The sequence below is a fragment of the Spirillospora sp. NPDC052242 genome (genome assembly GCF_040679555.1).
In the GTDB taxonomy this organism is placed as follows: domain Bacteria; phylum Actinomycetota; class Actinomycetes; order Streptosporangiales; family Streptosporangiaceae; genus Spirillospora.
Genome location: NZ_JBFAUZ010000031.1, coordinates 65,994 through 91,758, shown reverse-complemented (window position 1 = coordinate 91,758; position 25,765 = coordinate 65,994). Strand labels below are relative to the sequence as shown.

Annotated in this window: 22 protein-coding genes and 1 pseudogene; 17 read left to right on the top strand and 6 right to left on the bottom strand. The window is 72.6% G+C overall.

Features of this window, described 5'->3' with window-relative positions:
* The first annotated feature begins 25 nt into the window (after positions 1 to 25).
* The 6 genes from AB0L25_RS24760 (at position 26) to AB0L25_RS24735 (ending at position 5,760) form a co-directional block, all read left to right on the top strand.
* Positions 26 to 955: a Rossmann-like and DUF2520 domain-containing protein gene (locus AB0L25_RS24760; protein WP_500175048.1), complete on the top strand. Its 930-nt coding sequence runs from the start codon at positions 26 to 28 to the stop codon at positions 953 to 955.
* 70 nt (positions 956 to 1,025) lie between these two features.
* Complete coding sequence (gene panC, locus AB0L25_RS24755) at positions 1,026 to 1,892, top strand: pantoate--beta-alanine ligase (RefSeq protein ID WP_500175047.1); 867 nt, start codon at positions 1,026 to 1,028, stop codon at positions 1,890 to 1,892.
* Entirely contained in the window at positions 1,892 to 2,308 is a 417-nt protein-coding gene (panD, locus tag AB0L25_RS24750) for an aspartate 1-decarboxylase (protein WP_500175046.1), read from the top strand. Before panC ends, panD begins: the two co-directional genes overlap by 1 nt.
* 136 nt (positions 2,309 to 2,444) lie before the next feature.
* Positions 2,445 to 4,109, top strand: a complete 1,665-nt coding sequence (locus AB0L25_RS24745) for an L-aspartate oxidase (RefSeq protein WP_500175045.1) — start codon at positions 2,445 to 2,447, stop codon at positions 4,107 to 4,109.
* The gene (gene nadC / locus AB0L25_RS24740) at positions 4,106 to 4,963 is read left to right on the top strand and encodes a carboxylating nicotinate-nucleotide diphosphorylase (protein WP_500175044.1); all 858 of its coding nucleotides are present in this window, start codon (positions 4,106 to 4,108) and stop codon (positions 4,961 to 4,963) included. Before AB0L25_RS24745 ends, nadC begins: the two co-directional genes overlap by 4 nt.
* 14 nt (positions 4,964 to 4,977) lie before the next feature.
* Entirely contained in the window at positions 4,978 to 5,760 is a 783-nt protein-coding gene (locus AB0L25_RS24735; protein WP_500175043.1) for a type III pantothenate kinase, read from the top strand.
* Here the strand turns inward: AB0L25_RS24735 and AB0L25_RS24730 are convergent.
* Complete coding sequence (locus AB0L25_RS24730; RefSeq protein WP_500175042.1) at positions 5,739 to 6,929, bottom strand: MFS transporter; 1,191 nt, start codon at positions 6,927 to 6,929, stop codon at positions 5,739 to 5,741. The two genes, AB0L25_RS24735 and AB0L25_RS24730, sit on opposite strands and share 22 nt — an antisense overlap.
* 227 nt (positions 6,930 to 7,156) lie before the next feature.
* Here AB0L25_RS24730 and AB0L25_RS24725 point away from each other — a divergent pair, with 227 nt between their 5' ends.
* The 3 genes and pseudogenes from AB0L25_RS24725 to AB0L25_RS24715 all read left to right on the top strand — a co-directional run.
* On the top strand, positions 7,157 to 8,203 hold the full coding sequence (locus AB0L25_RS24725; RefSeq protein ID WP_500175041.1) for a LysR family transcriptional regulator: 1,047 nt from the start codon (positions 7,157 to 7,159) through the stop codon (positions 8,201 to 8,203).
* A gap of 32 nt (positions 8,204 to 8,235) precedes the next feature.
* Entirely contained in the window at positions 8,236 to 9,690 is a 1,455-nt protein-coding gene (gene lysX / locus AB0L25_RS24720; protein WP_500175066.1) for a bifunctional lysylphosphatidylglycerol synthetase/lysine--tRNA ligase LysX, read from the top strand.
* Between the two features lie 103 nt (positions 9,691 to 9,793).
* A pseudogene (locus AB0L25_RS24715) lies at positions 9,794 to 10,228 on the top strand (protein kinase domain-containing protein); the annotation flags it as partial.
* A 179-nt stretch (positions 10,229 to 10,407) separates the two neighbouring features.
* On the opposite strand, the gene AB0L25_RS24710 reads toward AB0L25_RS24715, so the two are convergent.
* Positions 10,408 to 11,511: a LacI family DNA-binding transcriptional regulator gene (locus AB0L25_RS24710; RefSeq protein ID WP_500175040.1), complete on the bottom strand. Its 1,104-nt coding sequence runs from the start codon at positions 11,509 to 11,511 to the stop codon at positions 10,408 to 10,410.
* Between the two features lie 474 nt (positions 11,512 to 11,985).
* Between AB0L25_RS24710 and AB0L25_RS24705 the strand changes: the two genes are divergently transcribed.
* A complete protein-coding gene (locus AB0L25_RS24705; RefSeq protein ID WP_026403525.1) occupies positions 11,986 to 12,216 on the top strand; it encodes a LuxR C-terminal-related transcriptional regulator in 231 nt (76 codons plus the stop codon).
* Between the two features lie 214 nt (positions 12,217 to 12,430).
* Here the strand turns inward: AB0L25_RS24705 and AB0L25_RS24700 are convergent, their stop codons facing one another.
* The gene (locus tag AB0L25_RS24700; RefSeq protein WP_500175039.1) at positions 12,431 to 13,459 is read right to left on the bottom strand and encodes a C40 family peptidase; all 1,029 of its coding nucleotides are present in this window, start codon (positions 13,457 to 13,459) and stop codon (positions 12,431 to 12,433) included.
* 406 nt (positions 13,460 to 13,865) lie between these two features.
* On the opposite strand from AB0L25_RS24700, the gene AB0L25_RS24695 reads away from it, so the two are divergent.
* The 7 genes from AB0L25_RS24695 (at position 13,866) to AB0L25_RS24665 (ending at position 21,230) form a co-directional block, all read left to right on the top strand.
* Positions 13,866 to 14,381, top strand: coding sequence for an amino-acid N-acetyltransferase (locus AB0L25_RS24695; protein WP_500175038.1), 516 nt, complete (start codon positions 13,866 to 13,868; stop codon positions 14,379 to 14,381).
* 4 nt (positions 14,382 to 14,385) lie between these two features.
* A complete protein-coding gene (locus tag AB0L25_RS24690; protein WP_500175037.1) occupies positions 14,386 to 15,279 on the top strand; it encodes an RDD family protein in 894 nt (297 codons plus the stop codon).
* A gap of 16 nt (positions 15,280 to 15,295) precedes the next feature.
* The gene (locus AB0L25_RS24685; protein ID WP_500175036.1) at positions 15,296 to 15,937 is read left to right on the top strand and encodes an RDD family protein; all 642 of its coding nucleotides are present in this window, start codon (positions 15,296 to 15,298) and stop codon (positions 15,935 to 15,937) included.
* A 952-nt stretch (positions 15,938 to 16,889) separates the two neighbouring features.
* Positions 16,890 to 17,216, top strand: a complete 327-nt coding sequence (locus tag AB0L25_RS24680; RefSeq protein WP_026403522.1) for a histone-like nucleoid-structuring protein Lsr2 — start codon at positions 16,890 to 16,892, stop codon at positions 17,214 to 17,216.
* A gap of 474 nt (positions 17,217 to 17,690) precedes the next feature.
* The gene (locus AB0L25_RS24675; protein ID WP_500175035.1) at positions 17,691 to 20,204 is read left to right on the top strand and encodes an ATP-dependent Clp protease ATP-binding subunit; all 2,514 of its coding nucleotides are present in this window, start codon (positions 17,691 to 17,693) and stop codon (positions 20,202 to 20,204) included.
* Between the two features lie 100 nt (positions 20,205 to 20,304).
* Positions 20,305 to 21,066, top strand: coding sequence for a hypothetical protein (locus AB0L25_RS24670; protein WP_500175034.1), 762 nt, complete (start codon positions 20,305 to 20,307; stop codon positions 21,064 to 21,066).
* Positions 21,054 to 21,230, top strand: coding sequence for a hypothetical protein (locus tag AB0L25_RS24665; RefSeq protein ID WP_500175033.1), 177 nt, complete (start codon positions 21,054 to 21,056; stop codon positions 21,228 to 21,230). Before AB0L25_RS24670 ends, AB0L25_RS24665 begins: the two co-directional genes overlap by 13 nt.
* A gap of 68 nt (positions 21,231 to 21,298) precedes the next feature.
* Here the strand turns inward: AB0L25_RS24665 and AB0L25_RS24660 are convergent, their stop codons facing one another.
* The 3 genes from AB0L25_RS24660 to AB0L25_RS24650 form a co-directional block, all read right to left on the bottom strand.
* Positions 21,299 to 22,078, bottom strand: a complete 780-nt coding sequence (locus AB0L25_RS24660; protein ID WP_500175032.1) for an ArsR/SmtB family transcription factor — start codon at positions 22,076 to 22,078, stop codon at positions 21,299 to 21,301.
* 98 nt (positions 22,079 to 22,176) lie between these two features.
* Positions 22,177 to 25,008 (bottom strand): right-handed parallel beta-helix repeat-containing protein, encoded by a 2,832-nt coding sequence (locus AB0L25_RS24655; protein ID WP_500175031.1) that lies wholly within the window; start codon positions 25,006 to 25,008, stop codon positions 22,177 to 22,179.
* A 92-nt stretch (positions 25,009 to 25,100) separates the two neighbouring features.
* A complete protein-coding gene (locus tag AB0L25_RS24650) occupies positions 25,101 to 25,718 on the bottom strand; it encodes an alpha-ketoglutarate-dependent dioxygenase AlkB (RefSeq protein ID WP_500175030.1) in 618 nt (205 codons plus the stop codon).
* Positions 25,719 to 25,765 lie beyond the last annotated feature (47 nt).

The window sequence follows — 25,765 nt, the reverse complement described above, 5'->3', positions numbered from 1 at the left end:
TACGTCACGAGGACTGGAACGAACGATGGAATCGCACGGCACGCCTTCCGCCGCGCCCGGAAACGAGCAGCCCGGCGCCCCGGAGGACCGGCCCGCCCGGCTGTCGGTCGGCGTCGTGGGCGCGGGCCGCGTCGGCTCGGCGCTGGGCTCGGCGCTCGAACTGGCCGGGCACCGCGTCGTCGCCGCGACGGCCGTGTCGGCGCGGTCGCGGGAACGGGCGGCCGAACGGCTGCCCGGCGCGGCCGTCACCGACCCGCAGGGCGCGGTGACCGCCGCCGACCTGGTGCTGCTGACCGTGCCCGACGACCAGCTGCCCGATCTGGCCGCGGGGTTCGCCGCGGCGGGCGTCCCGGCCGCGGGCAAGCTGATCGTGCACACCAGCGGCCGGTTCGGCACGGCCGTCCTCGACCCGCTGACCCGCGCGGGCGCGCTGCCGCTGGCGCTGCACCCGGTCATGACGTTCACCGGACGGCCGGACGACGTCGCGCGGCTCGCCGGGATCTCGTTCGGCGTCACGGCGCCGGAGCCGCTGCGGCCGGTCGCCGAGGCGCTCGTCGTGGAGATGGGCGGGGAGCCGGTGTGGATCCCCGAGGAGCGGCGGCCGCTGTACCACGCGGCGCTCGCGGGCGGCGCGAACCACCTGGTCACGCTGGTCGTCGAGGCGATGGACCTGCTGCGCGGCGCCGGGGTGGACGAGCCGGGCGCGATGCTCGGGCCGCTGCTGGGCGCCGCGCTCGACAACGCGCTGCGGCTCGGCATCGACGGGCTGACCGGCCCGGTCGCGCGCGGCGACGCGGGCACGGTCGCCGATCACGTCGCGGAGCTGGGCAGGGTGTCGCCGGAGAGCCGCCGCGCCTACGTCGCGCTGGCCCGGCTGACCGCCGACCGGGCGCTCGGCGCCGGGATGCTCAAGCCGGAGGACGCCGAGCGGCTCCTCGAGGCACTGGCGGATTGACCGTCTTGTACCGGTACGGGCCGCGGCCGGACGGGTCGCGGCCGGACGAGAACGAGTCGAGGGGAGCGTCGTGACGCCCGTCATCGCGAGGACGCGGGAGGAGCTGGCGGCCGCACGGAAGTCCGTGCCCGGCACGCTGGCGCTCGTCCCGACCATGGGGGCGCTGCACGAGGGACACCTGTCCCTGATGCGGGAGGCGCGCGCGCGTGCGGACGGCGTGGCCGTCAGCATCTTCGTGAACCCGCTGCAGTTCGCCCCCGGTGAGGATTTCGACCGTTACCCCCGGACGTTCGAGGACGACGTCGCGGCGTGCGCGCGCGAGGGCGTGGACGTGGTGTTCGCCCCGTCCCGTGACGTGATGTATCCGGCGGACCCGCAGGTGACGCTGAAGTCGGGGCCGATGGGCGAGGTGGTCGAGGGCGCGTCCCGTCCCGGCCACTTCGACGGAATGCTCACCGTCGTTCTGAAGTTGTTGAACCTGGTACGTCCAGATGTGGCGGTGTTCGGGGAGAAGGACGCGCAGCAGCTCGCCCTGATCCGCCGGATGGTCGCCGACCTGAACGTGCCCGTCGAGATCGTCGGCGCGCCGACCGTCCGGGAGCCGGACGGGCTGGCGCTGTCGAGCCGCAACCGCTACCTGTCGCCGGACGAGCGCCGCACGGCGCTCGCGCTGTCGCGGGCGCTGCGGGCCGGTGCGGACGCCGCCGCGGCGGGGGACGGGCCGGACGCGGTGCTCGGTGCGGCCCGCGCGGAGCTGGCCGCGGCCGCGTCCGCCGCGCCGCCGCTGGACCTGGACTACCTCGTGCTCGTCGACCCGGCGACGTTCACCGAGGCCACCGCCGACCACGCCGGGCCGGCCGTGCTCGCCGTCGCGGGCCGCGTCGGCGCCACCCACCTGATCGACAACGTTCCCCTCCAGCTCACCAAGGAGCACTGATGATCCGGACGATGTTCAAGTCGAAGATCCACCGCGCCACGGTGACCCAGGCGGACCTGCACTATGTGGGGTCGCTGACCATCGACCAGGACCTGATGGACGCCGCCGACCTGCTGCCCGGCGAGCAGGTCCACATCGTCGACATCGACAACGGCGCCCGGCTGGAGACGTACCTGATCGCGGGCGAGCGCGGTTCCGGCGTGATCGGGATCAACGGGGCGGCGGCGCGGCTGGTGTCGCCCGGCGACCTGGTGATCATCATCAGCTACGCGCAGCTCAGCGACGCCGAGGCGCGCGAGTTCGTCCCGCAGGTGGTGCACGTCGACCGGTCCAACCGGATCATCTCGCTGGGCACCGACCCCGCCGAGCCCGTCCCCGGGACGGACGAGCGCCGCGGCGACCTCGTGGAGCGCTGACGGGGCACGACGCTCGCGAGCGGGCGGGTCGTCCGGGGGGATTCCGGGCGGTCCGCCCGTTCTGTTCGGGGGGCGGGGAATAGTCGGGTCCGGGGTTAGTGTCACAATGACGAGAATCGAGCCCCGAGGAGGGCCCATGATCCCTTCCGCGCTGACCGCCCCCGACCCGGGCTGGACCGCCCGCACCGACGTCGTCGTCATCGGCTCCGGCATCGCCGGTCTCGTCGCCGCGCTCCGCTGCCGCGCGCACGGGCGCGTCCTGCTCGTCACGAAGGCGCTGCTGGACGCCGGCTCCACGCGCTGGGCGCAGGGCGGGATCGCCGCCGCGCTCGCCCCCGACGACACCCCCGCCGAGCACCTCGCCGACACGCTCGTCGCCGGCGTCGGCCTGTGCGACGAGGACGCCGTCCGCGCCCTGGTCACCGAGGGACCGGACGCCGTCCGCGACCTCATCGACCTCGGCGCGGCGTTCGACCGCGCCGACGGCGGGACCATCGCGCTGACCCGCGAGGGCGGGCACCGGCGCCGCCGCATCGCGCACGCGGGCGGCGACGCGACCGGCGCGGAGATCAGCCGGGCGCTGCTCGCCGCGCTCAAGGACTCCGGCGTCGAGGTGATCGAGCACGCGCTCGTCCTCGACCTGCTCAAGGACCCGGACGGCCGCGCCGCCGGGGTCACCCTGCACGTGATGGGGGAGGGCCAGCCCGCGGGCGTGGGCGCCGTCCGCGCGCGCGCAGTCGTGCTCGCCACCGGCGGGCTCGGCCAGGTGTTCTCCGCCACCACGAACCCCGAAGTTTCCACGGGTGACGGCGTGGCCCTCGCGTTGCGTGCGGGAGCCGAGGTCACCGATCTCGAGTTCGTCCAGTTCCACCCCACCGTGCTGTGGCTCGGGGAGGACGCGCGCGGGCAGCAGCCCCTCATCTCGGAGGCCGTGCGGGGAGAGGGCGCCCACCTGACCGACCTCGCGGGCGAACGCTTCATGGTCGGGCGCCACGAACTCGCCGAGCTCGCGCCGCGCGACGTCGTCGCCAAGGGGATCATGAACCGGATGCGGCAGACGGGCGCGGCCTGCATGCTGCTGGACGGGCGGCACCTCGGCGCCGCCATGTGGGAGGCGCGGTTCCCGACGATCCTCGCCGCGTGCCGGCACCACGGCATCGACCCCGTCACCGAGCCGATCCCGGTCGTGCCCGCCGCGCACTACGCGAGCGGCGGCGTCCGCACGGACCTGCACGGGCGCACGTCCGTCCCCGGCCTGTACGCGTGCGGCGAGGTCGCCTGCACGGGCGTGCACGGCGCGAACCGGCTCGCGTCCAACTCGCTGCTGGAGGGGCTGGTGTTCGCGGCCCGGATCGCCGACGCGCTCCCCGGCGACCTCGCGGAGGTCCCCGAGCCCGGTGAGGTCGCGGCCGTCCGGCCCGGGCCGGGTGCGGGCGCCCTGCTCGACCCGGCGCGGCGGGCGGACGTCCAGCGGATCATGACCGGGCGCGCGGGCGTCCTGCGCGGCGCGGACGGCCTGGAGGCCGCCGCCCGCGAACTCGCCGCCCTGCCCGGCGCGGGCGCCGCCCCCGGCGTCGACGCGTGGGAGGTCACGAACCTGCACACGGTCGCGTCCGCGATCGTCGCCGCCGCGCTGCGCCGCGAGGAGACGCGCGGCAGCCACTGGCGCGAGGACTTCCCGGAACGGTCCGACGCGGCCTGGCTCGGCCACCTGGTCACGCGGCTGGTCCGGACGGGCGCGGGGAACGATCGGACCGAACTGGTCACCACCTACGAACCCGCGAAGGGGACACGCGCATGACACCCGAGACGGACGCGGCGCTGCGGGCCGCCGGGCTCGATCCACAGGCTGTGGAAAATCTTGTGCGGACGGCGCTCGCCGAGGACGGCGACACCGACGTCACCAGCGAGCCGATCTTCGCACCGGACGACGACGCGGCCGGGGACTTCACCGCCCGCGAGGAGGGCGTCGTCGCGGGCGTCCCGGTCGCCGCGGTCGTGTTCGACCTCCTCGGCGTGGCGCACGAGGCGAAGGCCGCCGACGGCGACCGGGTCGTCCCCGGCCAGGTGCTCCTGTCGGTGAGCGGGCCGACCCGGGCGGTGCTGCGCGCGGAACGGACGGCCCTCAACCTGCTGACGCATCTGTCCGGAATCGCGACGGCGACGCGGCGCTGGGCCGACGCGATCGACGGCACGAAGGCGCGGGTCCGCGACACCCGCAAGACCCTGCCGGGCCTGCGCGCGCTGCAGAAGTACGCCGTGCGCTGCGGCGGCGGCGTCAACCACCGGATGGGCCTGCACGACGCCGCGCTCATCAAGGACAACCACGTCGCCGCCGCGGGATCCGTCACCCGCGCTTTCCAGGACGTCCGAAACGTGTATCCCGCGTTGCACGTCCAGGTGGAGTGCGACACCCTCGCTCAGGTGGAGGAGGCACTGGCCGCGGGCGCGCGCGCGATTCTGCTCGACAACATGACCGACGCCGAAATGTCGGAAGCCGTCCGGCTTGTGGCGGGGCGGGCGGAACTGGAGGCGAGCGGTGGCCTTACCCTGGAGCGGGCCCGAGACGTCGCCGTGACCGGAGTCGACTACCTTGCCGTCGGCGCGCTGACGCACTCGGCGCGCGTGTTCGACATCGGCCTTGACTTCACCTGACCAGCGGGGACCTGATGCTGCTCACCATCGACGTCGGTAACACCCAGACCGTGCTCGGCCTGTTCGAGGGCGAGGAGGTGATCGAGCACTGGCGGATCAACACCGACCCGCGGCGCACCGCCGACGAGATCGCCGTGGTGCTGCAGGGCCTGGTGCAGCAGAGCCCGCTGCTCGCCGAGACCGACATCAGCGGCATCGCGCTGTGCTCGACCGTCCCGTCCGTGCTGCACGAGATGCGGGAGATGTGCCGCCGTTACTACGGTGACGTCCCCGCCGTCATCGTCGAACCGGGCGTCAAGACCGGGGTGCCCGTCCGGATGGACAACCCCAAGGAGGTCGGCGCCGACCGGGTCGTGAACGCGCTGGCCGCCGTGCACACGCACGGCGGCCCCGCGATCGTCGTCGACTTCGGCACCGCGACCACCTTCGACGCCGTCTCCGCGAAGGGCGAGTACGTCGGCGGCGCCATCGCCCCCGGCATCGAGATCTCGATAGACGCGCTGTCGTCGCGCGGCGCCCAGCTCCACAAGATCGAGCTGGTGCGGCCGCGCAACGTGATCGCCAAGAACACCGTCGAGGCGCTGCAGTCCGGGATCATCTTCGGGTTCGCCGGCCAGGTCGACGGGATCGTCGAGCGGATGGCCGACGAGCTCGCCGCCGACCCCGACGAGGTCACCGTCATCGCGACCGGCGGGCTCGCCCCGCTCGTCCTGGAGGAGTCCCGCAGCATCGACGTCTTCGAGCCGTGGCTCACCCTGATCGGCCTCCGGCTGATCTACGAGCGCAACACCGCCTGACGCGTCGCCCGCAGCAGGCACAGCGCCGCGAGCCCGGACAGGACGGTCAGCAGCAGCGCCAGCGGGACCGCCCGGGCCAGCACGGTCAGCAGCAGCGGCGTGAACATCCCCGCGTAGATCACCGCGTACGCGACGGCCGTCAGGCCCGCCAGCTCGTGCGGCGCGGCGATCCGGGCCGTCTCGCCGAGGCTGTAGGTCAGCACGAACCCGTAGCCGAGGCCCAGCGGGACGGCCGCCGCCGCGGTCAGCGCGGGCTCGTGCAGCACGACCGTCAGCGCGGCCGCCAGCAGCCCCGCCGACACCGCGAGCAGCCCGGCGCGGGCGACGAGCCGCGGGTGCCGCGCCTCCAGCCGCCGCGCGACCGGCTGCGCCGCCATCCCCGAGCCGAGCGTGAGCGCGGTGATCAGCCCCGCGTGGACGATCGGCGCGTGCTCCACCGGGACGACCGTCGGCAGCAGCGCGAACGCGCTCGTGGGCGCGGCGAACGTCCAGATCGCGACCGGCGCGATCGCGCGGCGGAACGCGGGTCGGCGGAGCCCGCCGAGCCGCAGGCCCCGCCCGTCCGCGGCCCGCCCGTCCGGTGCCCGCCCGTCCGGTGCCGGCCGGACGTGCCGGACGTCGGGGACGCGCAGCGCCGCGGGCACGGTCACCGCCATGATCAGCAGGTGCGGCACGTACGCGGTGACCAGCGGGGACGGCGCCCACTGCGCGACCAGCGCCGCCGCGAGCGGCCCGGCGCCGAACCCGGCCGACACCGCCAGCGCGGTGGCCCGCACGCCGGGCCCCGGCGCCAGCTCCTTGACCCACGCGGTGCCCGCCGCGAGCACCGCGCCCGTCACGACCCCCGCGAGCAGCCGTCCCGCGTACAGCAGCTCCGGCACCGCCGACCCGGCCATCAGGACGAGCGTGACCGGGGCCGACGCGCCCGCGGACGGCAGCGCGACGCGGCGGCGCCCGAACCGGTCGGACAGCGGCCCGCCGAGCGCGAGTCCGGGCACGAGCCCTAGCGCGTACACGCCGAACATGGCCTGCGCGGCGCCGCCGCCGAGGTGCAGCCGCTCGGTGTAGAGCCCGAGAAGCGAGGCGAACTGGTTGGCGCCCCAGCCGACCCCGAACATGATCAGCGCCACCGGGAGCCAGCGCCGCGGAGGCGCGCCCGACTTGTCCATGATCTCTGTCTATGGCCCGGACGGGCCCGCCACCGCCCCCCTTCACGTTTCGCGAACCGACCGCGGGGGTGGGTGCGCGGCGGCTTGGTCGTCGGCTGTCGGGCGTTCGGTGCGCGGGCGTTCGGGCGTGCGCGCCGGGTGGGGCGGCCGGTGTCTCCGGCGGCCATGCGTGTGATGCGCGTCGCCCGGCCTCCCTCTTCGCGATCCGGACGATTACCGTGAGCGGCATGGAACTGCGTGAACTGGCGTCGTTCCTCGCGGTCGTGGAGGAGGGGCGGTTCGCGCGCGCGGCGGCGCGCCTGTTCCTGTCGCCGCCCGCCGTGACCGCGCACGTCCAGCGGCTCGAGCGCGACCTCGGGGTCCGGCTGCTGGAACGTTCCCCGCTGCGGCTCACCGAGGCCGGCGAACGGTTCGTGCCGCACGCCCGCGCGGCGCTCGCCGCCGCGAACGCCGCCGCCGCGGCGGTCGCCGAATCGGGCGCCGGCCGTCCCGGTGCCGCCGGGCCGGTGCTGCGCGTCGGGATCATGGGGCACGGGTCCGCCGAGCTCACCCCCGCGATCGTGCGCGCGTTCCGCCGCGCCCGTCCCGACGTGCGGCTCGCCATCGAGCCGCTCGACTTCACCGAGCACGTCACCGCGCTCGTCGAGAACCGGGTGGACGTCGCGTTCGTCCGTCCCGCACCGGACGACGAGCGCGTCGACGTCGACGTCCTGACGACCGAGTCGCGGATCGTGTGCGTCCCCGTCGACGGGCCGTTCGGCGACGCCGCGACGCTGCGGCTCGCGGACGTCCTCGACCTGCCGATCGTCGAGGTCCCCGAGGTCACCCCCGCCGTGTTCGCCGACTACCTGTACTTCACCCGGGCGGTGAACGGCGAGCGGGGGCGGCGCGGGCCCGACCTCGCCCGCACCCCGCAGGACGTGCTGCTCAGCGCCGCCGCCGGACGCGGCGTCGGCTCGGCGCTCGCGTCGTTCGCCCGGTTCTACCCGTGGCCCGGCGTCCGGTACGTCCCGATCGTGGACGCGCCGTGGGAGAGCAGCGTCCTCGCGACGCGCCGCGGCGACCCGAGCGGCCCCGTGCGGGCGTTCCGGGCGCTGGCGGTCGCGCTGGCCCGCGACGCGGGCCCCGCGCTGCTCGGCCCGGGGGGCTTCGGGCGGCCGGGCGCCGGACGGTCCGGACGGCTCGACGCGGGCACGTCCGGACGAATCGGCGCGGACGCGTCCGGCGAAGTGGTTCGCGGGGCACTGAGCGGGATCGATAGCCTTGAGGTGTGAGTGACGAGACCCTCGATGACCTTCCGGAGCAGATGCGCGTCCGCCGGGAGAAGCTCGACCGGCTGCGCGAGAGCGGGATCGACCCCTACCCGGTGTCGTTCCCGCGCACGGCGACCATCACCGAGGTCCGCGAGAAACACCCCGACCTCGAGCCGGGCACCGAGACGGGCGAGCGGGTCGGCGTCACCGGGCGGGTCATGCTCGTCCGCAACGGCGGCAAGCTGTGCTTCGCGACGATCCGCGACGGCGGCGGCGAGATCCAGGTGATGCTGTCGCTCGCGAACGTCGGGCAGGAGCAGCTCGACTTCTGGAAGCGCGAGGTCGACCTCGGCGACCACATCGGCGTCGAGGGCGAGGTGATCACGTCCCGGCGCGGCGAGCTGTCGATCATGGCCGACCGGTTCGCGATCACGTCGAAGTGCCTGCGCCCGCTGCCGGACAAGCACGCGGGCCTCACCGACCCCGAGGCGCGGGTGCGGCAGCGGTACGTCGACCTGATCGTCAACGACGAGGCCCGGCGGATGGCGCGGATCCGCAGCGCGACCGTGCGCGCCGTCCGCGACTTCTGGCACGACGAGGGCTACCTCGAGGTCGAGACGCCGATGCTGCAGCCCGTCCACGGCGGTGCGACGGCGCGCCCGTTCACCACGCACATCAACGCGTACAACATGGACCTCTACCTGCGGATCGCGATCGAGCTGTACCTGAAGCGGCTCGTCGTCGGCGGGATCGAGAAGGTCTTCGAGATCAACCGGAACTTCCGTAACGAAGGCGCGGATTCCACCCACAACCCCGAGTTCACGATGCTCGAGGCGTACGGGACGTATCTCGACTACAACGACATGGCCGACCTCACCCAGCGGATGTACCAGAAGGCGGTCGTCGCCGCGCTGGACACGACGGTCGTCGTCCACGACGGGCAGGAGATCGACCTCGGCCTGGCCGAGTGGCCGCGGATCACGCTGTACGGGTCGGTGTCGGAGGCGCTCGGCGAGGAGGTCACCCCGCACACCCCGATCGAGGCCGTCCGCAAGCTCGCGGACGGGCGCGGCGTGAGCTGGGACCCCAAGTGGGGCCAGGGCAAGCTCGTCCAGGAGATCTTCGAGGAGCTGATCGAGCACACGCTCGTCCAGCCGACGTTCGTCATGGACTTCCCGCTGGAGACGTCCCCGCTGACCCGGCAGCACCGCGAGGAGCCGCTGCTCACCGAGAAGTGGGACCTCATCGGGTTCGGCACCGAGCTCGGCACCGCCTACTCGGAACTCGTCGACCCGATCGAGCAGCGCCGCCGGCTCACCGAGCAGTCGCTGCTGGCCGCGGGCGGCGACCCCGAGGCCATGCAGCTGGACGAGGACTTCCTGCGGGCGCTCGAGTACGCGATGCCGCCGACCGGCGGGATGGGTGCCGGCATCGACCGGATGATCATGGCCTTCACCGGCAAGGGCATCCGGGAGACGATCCTGTTCCCGCTGGTCAAGCCGGAGTAGCCCGCGCCGTCTCGGCCGGGACGCGCGCGACGGGCGGCGCCGCGGGCGCCGAACGCCCGTTCGCGTCCCGGCCGGATGGCATGATCTCCCGGGTGAGCACCCCCTGCGGCCCGAAGATCCGCGAAGCCTCGGCCAGTACGCGCTGTCCGGGCGGCTCGGCGAGGGCGGGCAGGGGGCCGTCTACCTGGGCCGCGGCCCGGACGGCGCGGCCGTCGCCGTCAAGCTGCTGCACCAGGCCGACCGGGACGCCCGGCTGCGCTTCCTCGAGGAGGCGGCGAACGCCCGCCGCGTCGCCCGGTTCTGCACCGCGCAGGTCCTGGACGCCGGCATGTTCGACGACCGCCCCTACATCGTGAGCGAGTACGTGGAGGGCCCGTCCCTGCACGGCCGCGTCTCCTGGGACGGGCCGCTGGACGGCGCCGACCTGGAGCGGCTCGCGATCGGCATGGCGACGGCCCTGGCCGCCATCCACCAGGCCGGGCTCGTGCACCGCGACCTCAAACCGCACAACGTGCTGATCGGCGCCTACGGCCCGCGCGTGATCGACTTCGGGGTCGCGCGGGTCAGCGCGGCTCGGAGCGGTACGCGATCCCGCTCGACGAGGCGTGCCGCTGGCAGTACCGCCGGGACGACGCGGTGGCCCGGTTCCGGGACCCGGACGTGCCCCGCAGCATCTACTGCGCGACCGCCTGAGCCGTCCGGGCCGGGCCCGCGCCGTCAGGCGGAGTCGCGGACGACGATCTCGGGCCGCAGCACGACCTGCCGGTGCTGGTGCGAGGCCCCCTCGCGGATCTCGGCGAGGGCCAGCTCGGCGGCCTCCCAGCCGAGCTCGCGGCGCGGCTGCCGGATCGTCGTGATCGGCACGGCGGCGCTGGCGGCGAGCTCGATGTCGTCGTAGCCGATGACCGCGATGTCGTCCGGCACCCGGACGCCGAGCCGCGTCAGCTCGTTGATCAGCCCGATCGCGAGGAGGTCGTTGGCGCAGAACACGCCGTCCGGGCGCGGCGACATCGCCAGGATCCGCTGCGCCACCGCGCGCCCCTCGGTGATGGTGAGCCCCTCCTGCACCAGCACCGGCGGCGCGGCGAGGCCCGCCTCGACGAGCGTGCGGGCGGCGCCGTCGCGCCGGTGGACGCACGGCGCCGGCTCGGGCCGTCCGGTCACGAACGTCACCCGGGCGCAGCCGGCGCCGAGCAGGTGCGCGGCCGCGATCTCGCCGCCCGCCACATGGTCGACCCGGGCGGAGCACGCGTCGGTCGCGTCCCGGTCGATCAGCACGACGCTGAGCCCGGCGGCGCGCAGCTCGGCGATCCGGCGGGGGCCGAGCCCGACCGGGATGATGAGCGCCCCCGCGACCCGGTGCTCCTCGAGCAGGTCGAGCGAGCGCCGCTCCTTGACGGACGAGTGGTCGCTGGAGATCCACAGCGCGTCGTGGCCCGCCTCGTTCAGCGCGAGCTCGGCGCCGCGCGCGACGTCGCTCGCGTACGGGTTCGTCAGGTCCTCGACGATGACGCCGAAGGCGCGCCGGGTCTCGCGGCGGCCGCGCCCGGACGCGCGCTCGGCGGGGCGCTCGGCGGACCCGTCGATCGCCCCGCCGGCGGCCTCCGCGCCGCCGGTCCGGGCCCCGTGCGGGCCCTGGCGCAGCCGCCGCGCCGACTCGTTGCGGACGAAGCCGAGCTCGTCGATCGCCGCGCGCACACGGTCACGGGTGGCTTCGGCCACGAGGTCTGGCCGGTTTAGGACATTCGAAACGGTCCCAACTGAGACCCCGGCTCGCTTCGCCACCTCACGAATACTGGTCTGTGGCAACTCGCTCCTCATCCGCCCCCGGCGACGTTCTCCCAGGTAGCGGCATTCTCTATCACGCGAGCTCGAACGGCCCGTCACACATGGCGACCATACGAGCACGCAAGGCATTTGACCAGCGCTTGACGGGCCGGATCCGGCCGCCTAGCGTTCCGAGCCGAAGCGTAGCTTGAAACGATTCATGATCTTCGCCCACGGCGAGGACCACGGTGGATCCGAGGAAGGGACGGGCGCGGATGGCTGGCGACCAGAGCCCGTGTCGTCCGGAAGGCCAACGACTGAATCGTCACCCGGAGTTCCCCCGCGCATCCCCGCAACCGGCCGATCGGCCACCTCCGGCCAAGCTCGTGAGACAGCAAGGGAACCTGATGATCTAGTCCGGAGGGCTCCGGACCCGGCAACCCAACGCGCGTACACGAGGCCGAACCCGTGCCTGTGCAGCGGACGGCTGCATCCCCGCGGTCATCACCACGGACGAGGGAGGACGGAGTGGAACAGGCCACACTCGCACGTCGTGGCACCGACGAGTTCGGGCTGAGCGAGGAGGAGATCCGACTGCTGGCCCAGATCGCGAGCGGTGTCACCGCCGATGTGGCGGCACGAAAGCTGGAACTGAGCGCGCGGACCCTGCGCCGCCGGTTGCGGACCATCTGCGACCGGCTGGAGGTCGGCACCCCTATCGAGGCCGTGGTGTGGGCGGCCCGGAGGCAGCTCATCTAGCGTGCGCACGACGGCGCCCGTCCGGGGAAGGCGGGCGTCACCGGCAGGACCAGGCGGCACACTCACCCGACGCGAACTCCGTCCGACCCCGCGGCGGCGGCGCCGGCTTCCCGACAGGTAGGTCCCTTCGGGAGGCGCCGCCGCGGACGTTGTTCACGGGACGTCCGCCGCCCGAGCCGTCCCCGCCGTCCCGGTCGTTCCCGAGGTGTGCGCGTCACGCGACGCGCACCGCGCCCGCGAACGGCCGTCCCGCCATGGGCGCGATCCGGACGACGTCGCCGGTGTGCGGCGCGTGGATCATCTTCCCGTCGCCGACGTACATGCCCATGTGGTGCAGGTCGGAGTGGAAGAACACGAGGTCGCCCGGCCGCAGCTCGCTCCGGGAGACGCGCACGCCCGAAGTGAACTGGCTGCCGGTGTAGTGCGGCAGGTTGACCCCGACCTGCCTGTAGGCCCACATCGTCAGCCCGGAGCAGTCGAAACTGCCGGGCCCCTCCGCGCCCCACACGTACGGGCGTCCCAGCTTGCTCATCGCGTACTTCAGCGCGCGCGCCGCCTTGCCCGTGCCGACCACCGGTAGTTCGGCGAGCTTCTCGGGCGCCTGCTTGATCACCTTGCCGCGGATCTTCTCGTACTCCCGCGTGACCTTCTCCCGCTGCGCCTCGACCTTCTTCTTCAACTCGGTCGCCTGCGCGGCGCGCTGCTCGGCGGACCGGCGCGCGCGCTCGGCGGACTGCATCGCCCGCATGTACGCCATGACCTTGGTGCTCTCCTGGTCGGAGAAGTAGTCGAGGGTCGCGGCGCGGTCGAGGACGGCCTGGGGGTCCTGCGACGCGATGAACGTGACGGCCGGGTCGTCCCCGCCGTGCATGTACCGGGTCGCGGCGAGGCGCCCGATCTCCTTCCGCAGCGCGTCGAAGGCCGCCCGCTGCCGCGCGGCGTTCGTCTCGGACGCCGCGGCGGCCCGCCGCGCCTGCTCCAGCCGCACCCGGAGGCCGTTGTACTGCTCGGTGAGCTTCTCGAACTCGTCGGCCAGCCGGTACGCCTCGGAGGTGAGGTCCCCGGCGGCGGGCCCCGGCTCGGCGAGCGCCGCCGGACCCCGCTGCGGGACGGCGACGTGCGGGGCGGCCGAGACGACCGCGAGCGCCGCCGCCACGACAGCCGTCCGGCCGAGGGGCGACGCGGCGGCCGGGCGCGGGAGGCGGGCACGGCGCGATCGGGACGCGGGCCGCGAGGGCTCCATGCGATCTCCTCTTCTCGTCGCCCGCCGGGCGGCGGTCTCGGGACGGCGGCGGCCCCGGCCGCGGCGGACCGGGCTCGGGCTCGGGCTCGGACGACCGTCCGCGGCGCGCGCGGGCCCGCGGCGCGCGGATCGGGTCCGTGCGGTCTGTTGGATCACCCTGACGGTGCGGCGCCTCCGGGAACACGACCCCGGGCGCTCCCGAAAACGGGAATTTCGCCGTCCGGAACGGCCGGTGGGCCTCGGACGCGGCGGTCCGGCCCGGTTCTGCGCCGGGCCGACATCAGCGCAGGACACTAACGGAACCGGTCCGCGAATCCAACAAGAACGCGCGAAGACGCAGGTCACCGCCCGTGTCCCGCGCTCGGCGTCCGTACCGGGCCGCGGCGTTCGGTAATGTCGCCTGTTTGTGGAAGTCGTGATCCGGCGTGCGCGCACCGCCGACGTCAAGGAGATCCGCAGGCTGGTCGACATGTACGCCGGGTCGGGACGACGCCTGCTGAAGAAGACCGCGGTGACGCTCTACGAGGACGTCCAGGAGTTCTGGGTCGCCGAGGACGCGCAGGCGGGCGGCCGCGTCATCGGCTGCGGCGCCCTGCACGTGATGTGGGAGGACCTCGCGGAAGTGCGCTCGGTCGCCGTCGACAAGGGGTACGGCGGGCGCGGAATCGGCCACCGGATCGTTGTGCGACTCCTCGAAACCGCCCGGGAACTCGGCGTCCGGAGGGTTTTCTGCCTTACCTTCGAAGTTGAGTTCTTCGCCCGTCACGGCTTCCGGCAGCTTCTGGGGACCCCGGTGTCGCCAGAGGTGTACGAGGAGCTTCTGCGTTCGTACGACGAAGGCGTGGCCGAGTTCCTGGACCTCGACAGGGTGAAGCCGAATACGTTGGGCAACACCCGGATGTTGCTTCGCCTGGAGGACTGACCGAATGAGCGAATCCCCCCACCGCGGCGGGCCGTACCAGCCGCCGCAGGGGCAGGGGTCCTACGGCCCCCCGCCCTCGTACCAGGGTCCCCAGTGGCAGCAACCGCAGCACCCTCAGCAGCCCGCGCGCCCCCCGGCGCGGCAGCAATGGCAGCAGCAGCCTCCCCAGCAGCAGTGGCAGCAGCAGCCGTCCTATGACCCGGCCTACGGGGGCGGCGGCTACGACCCCGGGTACGGGCAGCACGGGGCGCCGTCCCAAAGCGCTCCCTACGCCGGCACGCCCCTGGCCCCCATCCTGCGGCGCGCCGGGGCCCGCATCATCGACAACTCGATCGTCGCGGTGTTCGGGTTCGCGCTCGTCCTGCCGGTCGTCGTCGGCACCGTCGGACTCGACCGGGCCGGGAGCACGGCCGAGGACGAGGGCGGCATCTGGAACTGGCCGATCATCTTCACGCTGTTCTGCGTGCTCTCGGTGCTGCCGTTCATCTACGAGGCCGTGCAGCTGGCCATGTGGGGACGCACGTGGGGCAAGCGGCTCCTCGGCATCGGCGTCGTCCAGGCGCGGCCCGAGGGCGAGCCGCTGACGACGACGCAGGGCGTCTGGCGCGCGGGGATCACGCACATCGCGTACCAGCTCGGCGTGTTCTTCTTCCTCGTCCTCGCCGTGATGGTGTGGAGCTACGCCGCCTACGGCATGCTGCTCGTCTGGATCGGCATGGTCATGGCCCACCTCTGGGCCATCTGGGACCAGCCCCTCCACCAGGCCCTGCACGACCGCTTCTCCAACACCCTGGTCATCGACGAGCGCGCCCTGTACGACGGGCACGACGACCATGGGCACGACGACCACGGGCACGACGACCACGGGCACGGTGAGACCACCGAGTTCGTCCGCTAGGCCGGGGAGGACGGCGATGGAGACGTCGCGGCCCGCCTCCGCGGAACCGTCCGGGCCGGTCGCCGTGCGGCTGCTCGCCGAACCGGGCCAGCGGCTCCTCGCCCGCATCGTCGACACGCTGATCGTCGGCCTGCCCGTCATGCTCGTCCTCCGGGAGACGCTGCCGGACGGCGCCCTCGACCTCGTCGCGCCGCCCGCCGTCGCCGGGTGCCTGCTCGTCTACGAGGCCGTCCAGCTCGCGCTGTGGGGACGGACGCCCGGCAAGCGCTTCGCCGGCATCGAGGTCGTCCGCGCCGAGGACGTGCGGGCCGAAGCCGTCCTCGACCGGCCCGACGAGGACGCGCCGCCCCCGGACGTCCGCGACGGCGGCGAACTCCACGACGGCGCCGAGGCCGCCGAGGACGCCCGGGGCGGACGCGCCGCGCCCCGGGCGCACGACCCCGCGCGGCTCGGCGGCCTGCGCGGCGCGCTCCGCGCGGCGATCTACGCGGTCCCGATCGTGGCGCGTCCCGTTCCCGTGGCCGGGCTCCTCGCAGGCGTGTTCTGGGTCGCGAACGCGGGCCTGCTGTTCGAGGGCCGGAGCCGCCAGGCGCTCCACGACAGGCTCGCGGGCACCGTCGTGGTCAAACGTCCGGGCGCCCGTTCCACGACGTTCTGACGGGCCCCTCAGGGGCCCGCAGGCGCACCCGCAGGTACACCCGCGGGCTTCCGAGAGGCCCGCCCGTCCCCTTCCCGGAAGGGCTTCCGCGCCCGCCATCGGACCGCTCCCGGACCCGCTTCCCGGCCCCCTTCCGTGGACCGCCCGCCGCACAACTGCGGCCGACCCGCGGGTTTTGGGGAGTGGCCCTCCGCGTTTCGGACGCCCGCGTTCAGCGGGCGAATCCCAGCTCGTTCCGGTTACGGCCGCGAATCGGCGAGGATCTGTCCCGTCCCGGACGAGCCCTCCGGTTTGGGATGGGCGCGCCGGGGCACTCGGGCCGTCCAAGGAAGTGGGGCGGCAGGGCGGTTTGTGTCGCTTATCAACCGATTTCGGGATGGGGCGACGGCCGCCGCGCTTCGGCGGTGCCGCGGCACGGAGACTTCGCGCCGCCGGCGAGGCAACCGATTTTCGCCCGCGGACCCCGTTGCGTTATCGAGCGACATGCGCCGGTGACGGCCCGTAAGCCCCGCGCCACCGGGCCTCCCGGGCTCCGCGCTTTCCCGTCCGGCGCGGTTAGTGTCGTTACGCCAGGGTTAATCGGTGCTGGGCGATGTTGGTGCGCCGTACCTGTTAAGGTCCCCCGCAGACCCTTTTCCGCCCCCGCCGCCGCGGCGTCCCGGGCCCGGATCGTCCGCAAAGCCCCGGCTAACCTCCCAGGTCGGGCGCGGGTGGGCAGTGACGTCGGTCACGCCGAAATCCGCCGAGCCGGGCGACCGCGCGCAAATTCATACGGACCGGCCCGCGTCCCGACGGGCCCGCCGAGGCGTCCCCTCCCGGATTCAGCGAGGACGATGACGATGAGTTACCAGGGGGGAAGGGGACTTCATCACGAGTGTTGAATTGTCATCCACGCACATCGCGGTATATCTTTGCAGCCAATGCAGTTTGCTCCAGCGAAAGGTCTGTCCTCATGGCACAGAAGGTTCAGGTGCTTCTCCTCGACGACCTCGACGGTGGTGAGGCGGACGAGACCGTGACGTTCTCGCTCGACGGCGCCTCCTACGAGATCGATCTGAGTGACGCCAACGCAAAGAAGCTGCGGGATTCCCTGCAGCCGTTCGTGGAGAAGGCGCGCAAGGCGGGCACCGTCAGCCGCAACAAGCGGCGGCAGCGGGGCGCCTCCAGCCGTGAGCGCAGCGCCGAGATCCGGACCTGGGCCAAGAACAATGGCATCAAGGTCAATGAGCGCGGCCGCATCCCCGCCCACGTGATCGAAAAGTACGAGGCGGCGCACTGACCCGGTCGGCCGACGGCCCGCCTCCGTCCGCGAGGCGGGCCGTTCGCGTCCGCGCGGAAGAAGGCGGCGCGCCGCCGCGTTGTACGAGGGACCGCACGCGCACGTCCGTCCGGCGTCCCGGGACGTCCGGCCGGACCCCGGAATCGCGCCGAACGGGGGAAATCGCCCGTTCGCTTGTGGCGTAGCGATCCGGACGTTTCGCGGGGCGCGCGACGAGGTAGACCCGGCCGTCAAGGCACACCTTCGCCGGACTCGGCCGCGCCTCGGACGACCTGCGGAAAGCCCCCGTTCGCTTGGGGCGTAGCGGGAACATGACGCGCCGATGCGGTAGTTGGATGAGACTGAACAGCGCTTAGCTGGGGAACGTCTCCTGGTGGGAGTGCACCGGGTGGCCTCCTCGGGGCGGGCTAGCATGCGGAAGGACAGTTCCGGACGTTCCGGACTCTGCCCAACCGCTCTGTGAGGAGCGACGAGATGTTCGAGAGGTTCACCGACCGCGCGCGGCGGGTTGTCGTCCTGGCGCAAGAAGAAGCCAGGATGCTCAACCACAACTACATCGGCACCGAGCACATCCTCCTGGGTCTGATCCACGAGGGTGAGGGTGTCGCCGCAAAGGCTCTGGAGAGCCTGGGGATCAGCCTTGAGGCGGTGCGCCAGCAGGTCGAGGAGATCATCGGCCAGGGCCAGCAGGCGCCGTCGGGCCACATCCCGTTCACTCCGCGCGCCAAGAAGGTCCTTGAGCTGTCACTGCGCGAGGCGCTGCAGCTGGGCCACAACTACATCGGCACCGAGCACATCCTGCTGGGCCTGATCCGCGAGGGCGAGGGCGTCGCCGCGCAGGTCCTGGTGAAGCTGGGCGCCGACCTGAACCGGGTGCGGCAGCAGGTCATCCAGTTGCTGCACGGTTACCAGGGCAAGGAGCCGGCCGCCTCGGGCGGCCCCTCGGAGGCGGCTCCCTCCACGTCCCTCGTGCTGGACCAGTTCGGCCGCAACCTGACGCAGGCCGCGCGCGAGGGCAAGCTCGACCCGGTCATCGGCCGGGACAAGGAGATCGAGCGGGTCATGCAGGTGCTGTCCCGCCGCACCAAGAACAACCCCGTCCTGGTGGGCGAGCCCGGCGTCGGCAAGACCGCCGTCGTCGAGGGCCTCTCCCAGAAGATCGTCAAGGGCGAGGTGCCCGAGACGCTGAAGGACAAGCAGCTCTACACCCTCGACCTCGGCGCCCTGGTCGCCGGGTCCCGCTACCGCGGCGACTTCGAGGAACGGCTGAAGAAGGTCCTCAAGGAGATCCGCACCCGGGGCGACATCATCCTGTTCATCGACGAGCTCCACACGCTCGTCGGCGCGGGCGCCGCCGAGGGCGCGATCGACGCCGCCAGCATCCTCAAGCCGATGCTGGCCCGCGGCGAGCTCCAGACCATCGGCGCCACCACCCTCGACGAGTACCGCAAGCACCTGGAGAAGGACGCCGCGCTCGAGCGCCGGTTCCAGCCGATCCAGGTCGCCGAGCCGTCGCTGGCGCACACCATCGAGATCCTCAAGGGCCTGCGGGACCGCTACGAGGCGCACCACCGCGTGTCGATCACCGACGGCGCGCTCGTCTCGGCCGCGCAGCTCGCCGACCGCTACATCAGCGACCGGTTCCTGCCGGACAAGGCGATCGACCTCATCGACGAGGCCGGCTCCCGCATGCGGATCCGCCGCATGACCGCGCCGCCGGACCTGCGCGAGTACGACGAGAAGATCGCCGACGTCCGCCGCGACAAGGAGTCCGCGATCGACGCGCAGGACTTCGAGAAGGCCGCCGCGCTCCGCGACTCGGAGAAGCAGCTCCTCGGCCAGAAGGCGCAGCGGGAGAAGGAGTGGAAGGCCGGCGACATGGACGTCGTCGCCGAGGTCACCGACGAGCTCATCGCCGAGGTCCTCGCCACCGCCACCGGCATCCCGGTCTTCAAGCTGACCGAGGAGGAGAGCTCCCGCCTCCTGCGCATGGAGGACGAGCTCCACAAGCGGGTCATCGGCCAGGAGGACGCCATCAAGGCGCTGTCCCAGTCGATCCGCCGCACCCGCGCCGGCCTGAAGGACCCGAAGCGTCCCGGCGGCTCGTTCATCTTCGCCGGCCCGTCCGGCGTCGGTAAGACCGAGCTGTCCAAGACCCTCGCCGAGTTCCTGTTCGGCGACGAGGACGCGCTGATCCAGCTCGACATGTCCGAGTTCATGGAGAAGCACACGGTCTCCCGCCTGTTCGGCTCCCCGCCCGGCTACGTCGGGTACGAGGAGGGCGGCCAGCTCACCGAGAAGGTGCGCCGCAAGCCGTTCTCGGTCGTCCTGTTCGACGAGATCGAGAAGGCCCACCAGGACATCTTCAACAGCCTCCTGCAGATCCTGGAGGACGGCCGCCTCACCGACGCGCAGGGCCGTGTCGTGGACTTCAAGAACACCGTCATCATCATGACGACGAACCTGGGGTCCAAGGACATCTCCAAGGGCGTCTCGATGGGCTTCGCCCGCCAGAACGACGAGCAGGGCTCGTACGAGCGGATGAAGGCCAAGGTCTCCGAAGAGCTCAAGCAGCACTTCCGGCCCGAGTTCCTCAACCGTGTCGACGACACGGTCGTGTTCCACCAGCTCACCCCGAAGGAGATCATCCAGATCGTCGATCTGATGATCGCCAAGGTGGACGAGCGGCTCCGCGACCGCGACATGGGCATCGAGCTCCGCCAGGAGGCCAAGGACCTGCTCGCCGAGCGCGGCTACGACCCCGTGCTGGGCGCCCGTCCGCTGCGCCGCACGATCCAGCGCGAGATCGAGGACCAGCTGTCGGAGAAGATCCTCTACAGCGAGCTCAAGGCCGGCCAGATCGTGATCGTGGGCGTCGAGGGCACCGGCGAGGACGCGAAGTTCACCTTCAAGGGCGTCCCGAAGCCGACCACCGTCCCCGACAGCCCGCCCCCGATCGAGGGCGCGGTCAACTTCAACAAGGACTGACCGTCCAACCAAGAGGCCCGCACCGCCCGCGGTGCGGGCCTTTTGACGTTCCTTGGCGAACACGTGACGTAACTGCTCGGTAACGGATAGTCTTTCGAACATGCCATCGAAGGACCACGAGCTCCCGCTGGAGATGGTGCGCAACCAGCCGGACCTCGTCCCCGAACTTCTCCGCAGGGTGTTCCATGAGGACATCCCCAAGATCCCCGAGGGGGACGCCAGCCTTACGGCCGAGACCTACAACGCATTCCATCCGCAGGAACTTCGCTGCGACGCGACCGTCCTCGTCGGTGACCCGGAGAAGCCCTCATTGGGCATCATCGTCGAGTCCCAACTGAGGGAAGATCCCGGCAAGGGCTTCAGCTGGCCCGCGTACGTGGCGAACTTCCGGTTGCGCCACAAGTGCGACACGATCCTGCTCGTCTTCTGCCCGGACGAGCAGGTCGCCCGCGCCTGCTCCAACCCCATCCGCATGGGCCACCCGAACTGGGACCTCAAGCCTCTGACCCTCCACCCAGGGAAGCTGGCTCCCATCACCGACCCGACACAAGCGCGGAAGCTCCCCGAACTCGTCTTCCTCAGTACCCCCGCGCACGTCGAAGGCCCCCATCAGGAAGCCGTCGTGACCTGCTACGCCGAGGCCATGGACGAAGTGGCTCGAACTCGGGGGTCGATGTCGCCAAGAAGTATGATGACTACGCAACGTCACAGATCTCAGCCTCAGCCCGCAAACTCGTGGAGGAACACATGCAGGCCGCCGGTTACGAGTGGAAGTCGGAGTTCGCCATCCACCACCGCGCGGAAGGACGCGAGGAGGGGCGCAAGGAGGGGCTCGCCGAGGGCGAGGCCATGGGCGAGGTGAAGGGCGAGGCCAAGGCGCTCCTGATTTTCCTCTCGCAGCGCGAGGTGCGTGTCTCCGAGGCGGCGCGCGAGCGCATCATGGAGTGCCGCGACCAGGCGCAGCTGGAAGAGTGGCTGCACCGCGCCGTGACCATCACCTCGGTCGACGAACTGTTCGACTCGTGACGCCGGTGGTGACGAGGGATTCTCCGCTGCCGCCGTGATCCGCTCGGGCGATTCCACCACGAGCACCGTCACTGCAGGGGCGTGCCGGTTTCGAGGAGTGTCTTCAAGCTTGCGAGGAGTTCGGGCCAGCCTTCGGTGACCATGCCGCGCATGGTGCTGTCGGGGGTGAAGCCGTCGTGGACGACCGTGAGCTTGACCGTGTCGCCGCGCGGTTCGAGGTCGAAGGTGACGCGGGTGCGGCGCTCGTCGCGGAGCTTCGCGAGGACGTCCGCGCCGATGCCGGCGGCCTCGGCCCATTCGGCGGTCGGGGTGTGCCAGGTGTAGGAGAGGCGGCGGGGCGGGTCGGATTCCAGGACGACCTGTTCGGGGTCGGCGATCTTCCGGCCGTTTTCCTCCCAGACCATGGTGGAGCCGGGGGACCAGTCGGTTTCGAAGGTCACGCCCCAGTAGCGGGCGGTGAAGGCCGGGTCGGTGAGGGCCTGCCAGAGGCGTTCCGGCGTGGTCTTGATGAAGGTCGTGTAGACGAAGCCGTCGGTCATGGGGCTTTCCTCCAGTGCGGTCTTGAGGTCGGCGAGGGTTCGGGCGCGGTCGCGGTCGTAGCGGCGGATCCAGCGGTCGGCGATCGCGTTGATGGGCGCCGCGTTCAGGTAGTGGAGCTTTTCCCGCCCGCGCCGGACGGGCGTGACGAGTTCGGCGTCCTCCAGTAGGGCCAGGTGTTTGCTGACCGACTGGCGGGTCATGTCGAGTCCGGCGCACAGTTCGCGCAGCGTCTGCCCGTTGCGGGTGTTGAGGCTGTCGAGCAGGCGGCGGCGGGTGGGGTCGGCCAGGGCCTTGAACACCGCGTCCATCGCGCCTCCCGGGATAGGCAACCATCTGGCTGCTTTACAATAGGCAGCCGATCGGCTGCATGTCAAAGCGCACCGACGTGCGGCGATGGCACAGGGCGTCAGCGGGGGATGTCTTCGGGGGCGAGGGTGGAGAGCTGCTCGCGGGTCGGTTCGGTGCCGGTGGTCGCGAGCTGCTCGGTGCGCCGGGCGTGGGCCGTGACGGCGGCCCGGAACAGCTCGTCGATCTCGCGGCCGTTGCCGTCCCGGTAGCGGTCGCGGTGGGTGTTCAGGTGCGTCGCCAGGGCCTTGCGGGTGGTCTGCGGGACGAGGTAGTCCGCCCCGGCGGCCTTGCCCAGGAAGATCGACATGAGGCCCGGGACGTCGTACGGACGGAACTCGAGGGTGCGGGCGAAGCGGGACGCGAGCCCGGGGTTCGCGGCGACGAACCCCTCCATCTCGGCGGTGTAGCCCGCCGCGACGACCACCACGTCGTCGCGGTGGTCCTCCATGAGCTTGACGAGCGTGTCGACGGCCTCCTGCGCGAGGGCGGGGGCCTCGTCGATGAACAGCACGCCGCCGCGCGCCCGCTCGAACACGTCCGCGGTCTTCTGCGCGGTGTGCCCCGCGTCCTGCCCGACGAGGTCCGCGCGGGACGCCTCGACGACCTGGCCGCGCGCGAGGACGCCGAGGGCGGCGAGGAGTTCGCCGTACAGCCGGGCCACGGTGGTCTTGCCGGTGCCGGGCGGGCCCGCGAAGACGAGGTGGCCGGTGAAGGGGGCGGCGGCGCGGCGCGCGGCGTCGACGAGGTCGCGGATCTCGCGCTTGACGTCGTCGAGCCCGGTCAGCGCGTCGAGCCGGTCGAGGACGCCGCGGACCTGCGCGGAGTCGGGGGCCTTGACCGGTCCGGTGTCGACGTCGAGGTCTTCGGCGCGCAGCTCGGACAGCTCGTCGCCGGACGGCAGGTCGTCGCGTTCGGCGAGCCGCTGCGCCTGCCGCTCGACCGCGGCCTCGAACACCCGCCGGGCCGCGCGCCCGTTGCCGAAGCCCGCGTCGCGCTCGACGGCCGTGAAGTGGGCGAGGATCGCGTCGCGCGCGTCGCCCGACAGCCGGTAGCCGTCCCGGGTCGCGTGCAGTTCGACGATCTCGAGGAGTTCGGACGGGCCGTAGGGCCCGAAGTCGACGGTGCGGGAGATCCGGGAGGCGAGCCCCGGGTTCGCGGCCATGAACGCGCGCATCTCCGCCGGGTGGCCCGCGGCGATGACGACGACCTCGTCGCGGTGGTCCTCCATGAGCTTGACGAGGGTGTCGACGGCCTCCCGCCCGAAGTCGACGCCGCCGCCCGCGGGACGCGCGAGGGTGTGGGCCTCGTCGATGAACAGCACGCCGCCGCGCGCCTCGTCGAACGCCCGCGCGGTCTTCGGCGCGGTGCCGCCGACGTGCTCGGCGACGAGCTGCGACCGCCCCACCTCGACGAGCCGTCCGGTGGAGACGACGCCGAGCGCGGCGAGGAGGCGCCCGTACAGGCGTGCGACGGTCGTCTTGCCGGTGCCGGACGGGCCGGCGAACACCATGTGCCGCCCGATCGCGGGGCCGGGCGGCAGGCCCGCGCGCCGCCGCTGCTCGGAGACCCGCTGCAGGTTCCTGATCTTGTGGATCTCCTCCTTGACGCCGGCGAGGCCGACCAGCGCGTCGAGCTCGGCGAGGACGGCGTCCGCGCTCTCCCGTTCGTCGGCCGGCTCCAGGGCCGCCGGGACGGCCGCGGGCGGCTCGTCGAAGCCGATCAGGTCGGGGCGCTCGTTCCGCTCGCTCGTCAGCCCCTCGATCCGGACGAGCGCCCGCCGCGACGTCGCGACGCCCGCGCCGCGCCCGTCCACGACGGTGCAGTCGCGCAGCGTCAGCTCCGCGCCGGGGTGCGCGCCCACGCCCTCCTCGCCGCTGCCGGCGACGACCGTCCCGTCGAACAGCCCGTTGCCGCCGTCGAGGACGTTGAGCCCGACGACGCCCGCGCCCTCGACCCGCCCCCGGACGAACGTGACGTGCCCGGCCTCGCCGACCGCGACGCCGTTCTGCGGCGGCGCGATGATCTCGCAGTCCTCGAACGTGCCGGTGGAGCCCTCGACGAGCATCCCGGTCCGCTTCGGCGTCTCCATCCGGACGCGCCGCCCGACCACGGTGCCGCCGCGCGCGGCCCACACCGCCTCCAGGCCCGCGTCCTTGATCAGGCAGTCCTCCAGGAGGGCGATCCCGTTGTCGGCGACGACCAGCGCCGACTCCCGCGACCCCCGCACCGCGGTGTTGCGGACGACGATGTCGGCGCGGTCGTCCACGCGGATCCCCGACACCCCGGAGTCGCTGATCGTGCACTGCTCGATCAGCGGCCGGGCGCCCTCGGTGACCCAGACGCCGTTGCCGCCGGCCTTCTCGATCACGCACGACCGCAGCGTCACCGAGCTGCCCATCCGCAGCGCGACGGCGTTGTGCCCGGTGCCGGTGACGGTCGTGCCCTCCAGCAGCCCGGACGCGGACGCGTACACGACGACGCCGTCCTCGACCCGGCAGTTCTTCAGCGCGAGCCTGCCGCCGCTCCACGCCCGCACCGCGACCGACCCGCGGCGGCTGACGAACTCGCAGTCCTCCGCGAGGACGCTGCCGTCCTTGACGTTCAGCGCGCAGCCGTCGTCGTTCCAGTTCCGGACGGTGACGCCCTGCAGGGTGACGTGCCCGGTGAGCTCCATCGTCGCGTTGGTCGCGCCGTCCAGCGTGACGGTGCCGGGCCCGTCCATGGCGGTCAGCACGAAGTCGCTGGAGCTGCGGAAGCCCGTGTTGGGGTACTGCCCCGGTTCGATCAGGATGTGCCGTCCCGCGGCGGCGTGATGAGCCGTCGCCTGCAGCGCGTCCAAGACGCTGCGGAACGCCCGGGGGGAGGTCTGTGAAACGACCAGACGCAGCAACGCCCCTCCTCACGGAAAACCAGGACCACCGCCATGGTGCCACTCCGTTGAGATGCGGGGCGATACCGCTCCGGTTCGCTGCTGCGCGAGGGTCAGCGGACGCCGCGGGGGCGGAACTGGACGCTGATGCGCGGCCCGGTCGCGCGGGTGCTCTTGGGGACGGCGTGCTCCCAGGTCCGCTGGCAGCTCCCGCCCATCACGATGAGGTCGCCGTGCCCGAGATCGCGCCGGATCGTCCGCCCGCCGCCCCGGGGCCGCAGCAGCAGGCTGCGCGGCGCCCCGACGGACAGGATCGCGACCATCGTGTCGTGCGTCGCGCCGCGCCCGATCGTGTCGCCGTGCCAGGCGACGCTGTCGCGCCCGTCCCGGTACAGGCACAGCCCGGCCGTCCGGAACGGTTCGCCCAGCTCGGACGCGTAGTGGGCGTCGAGCGCGGCCTTCGCGCCGGCGAGCGCGGGGTCGGGGAGGGGCGCGTGCTCGTCGTAGAACGCGAGCAGGCGCGGCACGTCGACGACCCGCTCGTACATCCGCCGCCGCTCGCCCCGCCACGGGACGGACGACAGCAGCCGTTCGAACAGCGCGTCCGCATCGGGGATCCAGCCGGGGAGCACGTCGATCCACGCCCCGTGCGACAGCCGCGTCCGCCGCGCGTCGGCGAGCGGCCGCGGACCCGTCCCGTCCGTAAAGTCCAGCAGCGACCCTTGCAGCATGCTCCCCACCGTACCCGGTGTCGGCGAACGTATGTTCGAAAAACCCC

What these genes read in the sequence shown, in the direction of transcription:
- AB0L25_RS24760 (WP_500175048.1), top strand. Translation starts at nt 26, where the DNA reads ATGGAATCGCACGGCACGCCTTCCGCCGCGCCCGGAAACGAGCAGCCC.
- panD (WP_500175046.1), top strand. Translation starts at nt 1,892, where the DNA reads ATGATCCGGACGATGTTCAAGTCGAAGATCCACCGCGCCACGGTGACC.
- AB0L25_RS24745 (WP_500175045.1), top strand. Translation starts at nt 2,445, where the DNA reads ATGATCCCTTCCGCGCTGACCGCCCCCGACCCGGGCTGGACCGCCCGC.
- nadC (WP_500175044.1), top strand. Translation starts at nt 4,106, where the DNA reads ATGACACCCGAGACGGACGCGGCGCTGCGGGCCGCCGGGCTCGATCCA.
- AB0L25_RS24735 (WP_500175043.1), top strand. Translation starts at nt 4,978, where the DNA reads ATGCTGCTCACCATCGACGTCGGTAACACCCAGACCGTGCTCGGCCTG.
- AB0L25_RS24730 (WP_500175042.1), bottom strand. Translation starts at nt 6,929, where the DNA reads ATGGACAAGTCGGGCGCGCCTCCGCGGCGCTGGCTCCCGGTGGCGCTG.
- AB0L25_RS24725 (WP_500175041.1), top strand. Translation starts at nt 7,157, where the DNA reads ATGGAACTGCGTGAACTGGCGTCGTTCCTCGCGGTCGTGGAGGAGGGG.
- lysX (WP_500175066.1), top strand. Translation starts at nt 8,236, where the DNA reads ATGCGCGTCCGCCGGGAGAAGCTCGACCGGCTGCGCGAGAGCGGGATC.
- AB0L25_RS24710 (WP_500175040.1), bottom strand. Translation starts at nt 11,511, where the DNA reads ATGAGGAGCGAGTTGCCACAGACCAGTATTCGTGAGGTGGCGAAGCGA.
- AB0L25_RS24700 (WP_500175039.1), bottom strand. Translation starts at nt 13,459, where the DNA reads ATGGAGCCCTCGCGGCCCGCGTCCCGATCGCGCCGTGCCCGCCTCCCG.
- AB0L25_RS24690 (WP_500175037.1), top strand. Translation starts at nt 14,386, where the DNA reads ATGAGCGAATCCCCCCACCGCGGCGGGCCGTACCAGCCGCCGCAGGGG.
- AB0L25_RS24685 (WP_500175036.1), top strand. Translation starts at nt 15,296, where the DNA reads ATGGAGACGTCGCGGCCCGCCTCCGCGGAACCGTCCGGGCCGGTCGCC.
- AB0L25_RS24680 (WP_026403522.1), top strand. Translation starts at nt 16,890, where the DNA reads ATGGCACAGAAGGTTCAGGTGCTTCTCCTCGACGACCTCGACGGTGGT.
- AB0L25_RS24675 (WP_500175035.1), top strand. Translation starts at nt 17,691, where the DNA reads ATGTTCGAGAGGTTCACCGACCGCGCGCGGCGGGTTGTCGTCCTGGCG.
- AB0L25_RS24670 (WP_500175034.1), top strand. Translation starts at nt 20,305, where the DNA reads ATGCCATCGAAGGACCACGAGCTCCCGCTGGAGATGGTGCGCAACCAG.
- AB0L25_RS24665 (WP_500175033.1), top strand. Translation starts at nt 21,054, where the DNA reads ATGGGCGAGGTGAAGGGCGAGGCCAAGGCGCTCCTGATTTTCCTCTCG.
- AB0L25_RS24660 (WP_500175032.1), bottom strand. Translation starts at nt 22,078, where the DNA reads ATGGACGCGGTGTTCAAGGCCCTGGCCGACCCCACCCGCCGCCGCCTG.
- AB0L25_RS24650 (WP_500175030.1), bottom strand. Translation starts at nt 25,718, where the DNA reads ATGCTGCAAGGGTCGCTGCTGGACTTTACGGACGGGACGGGTCCGCGG.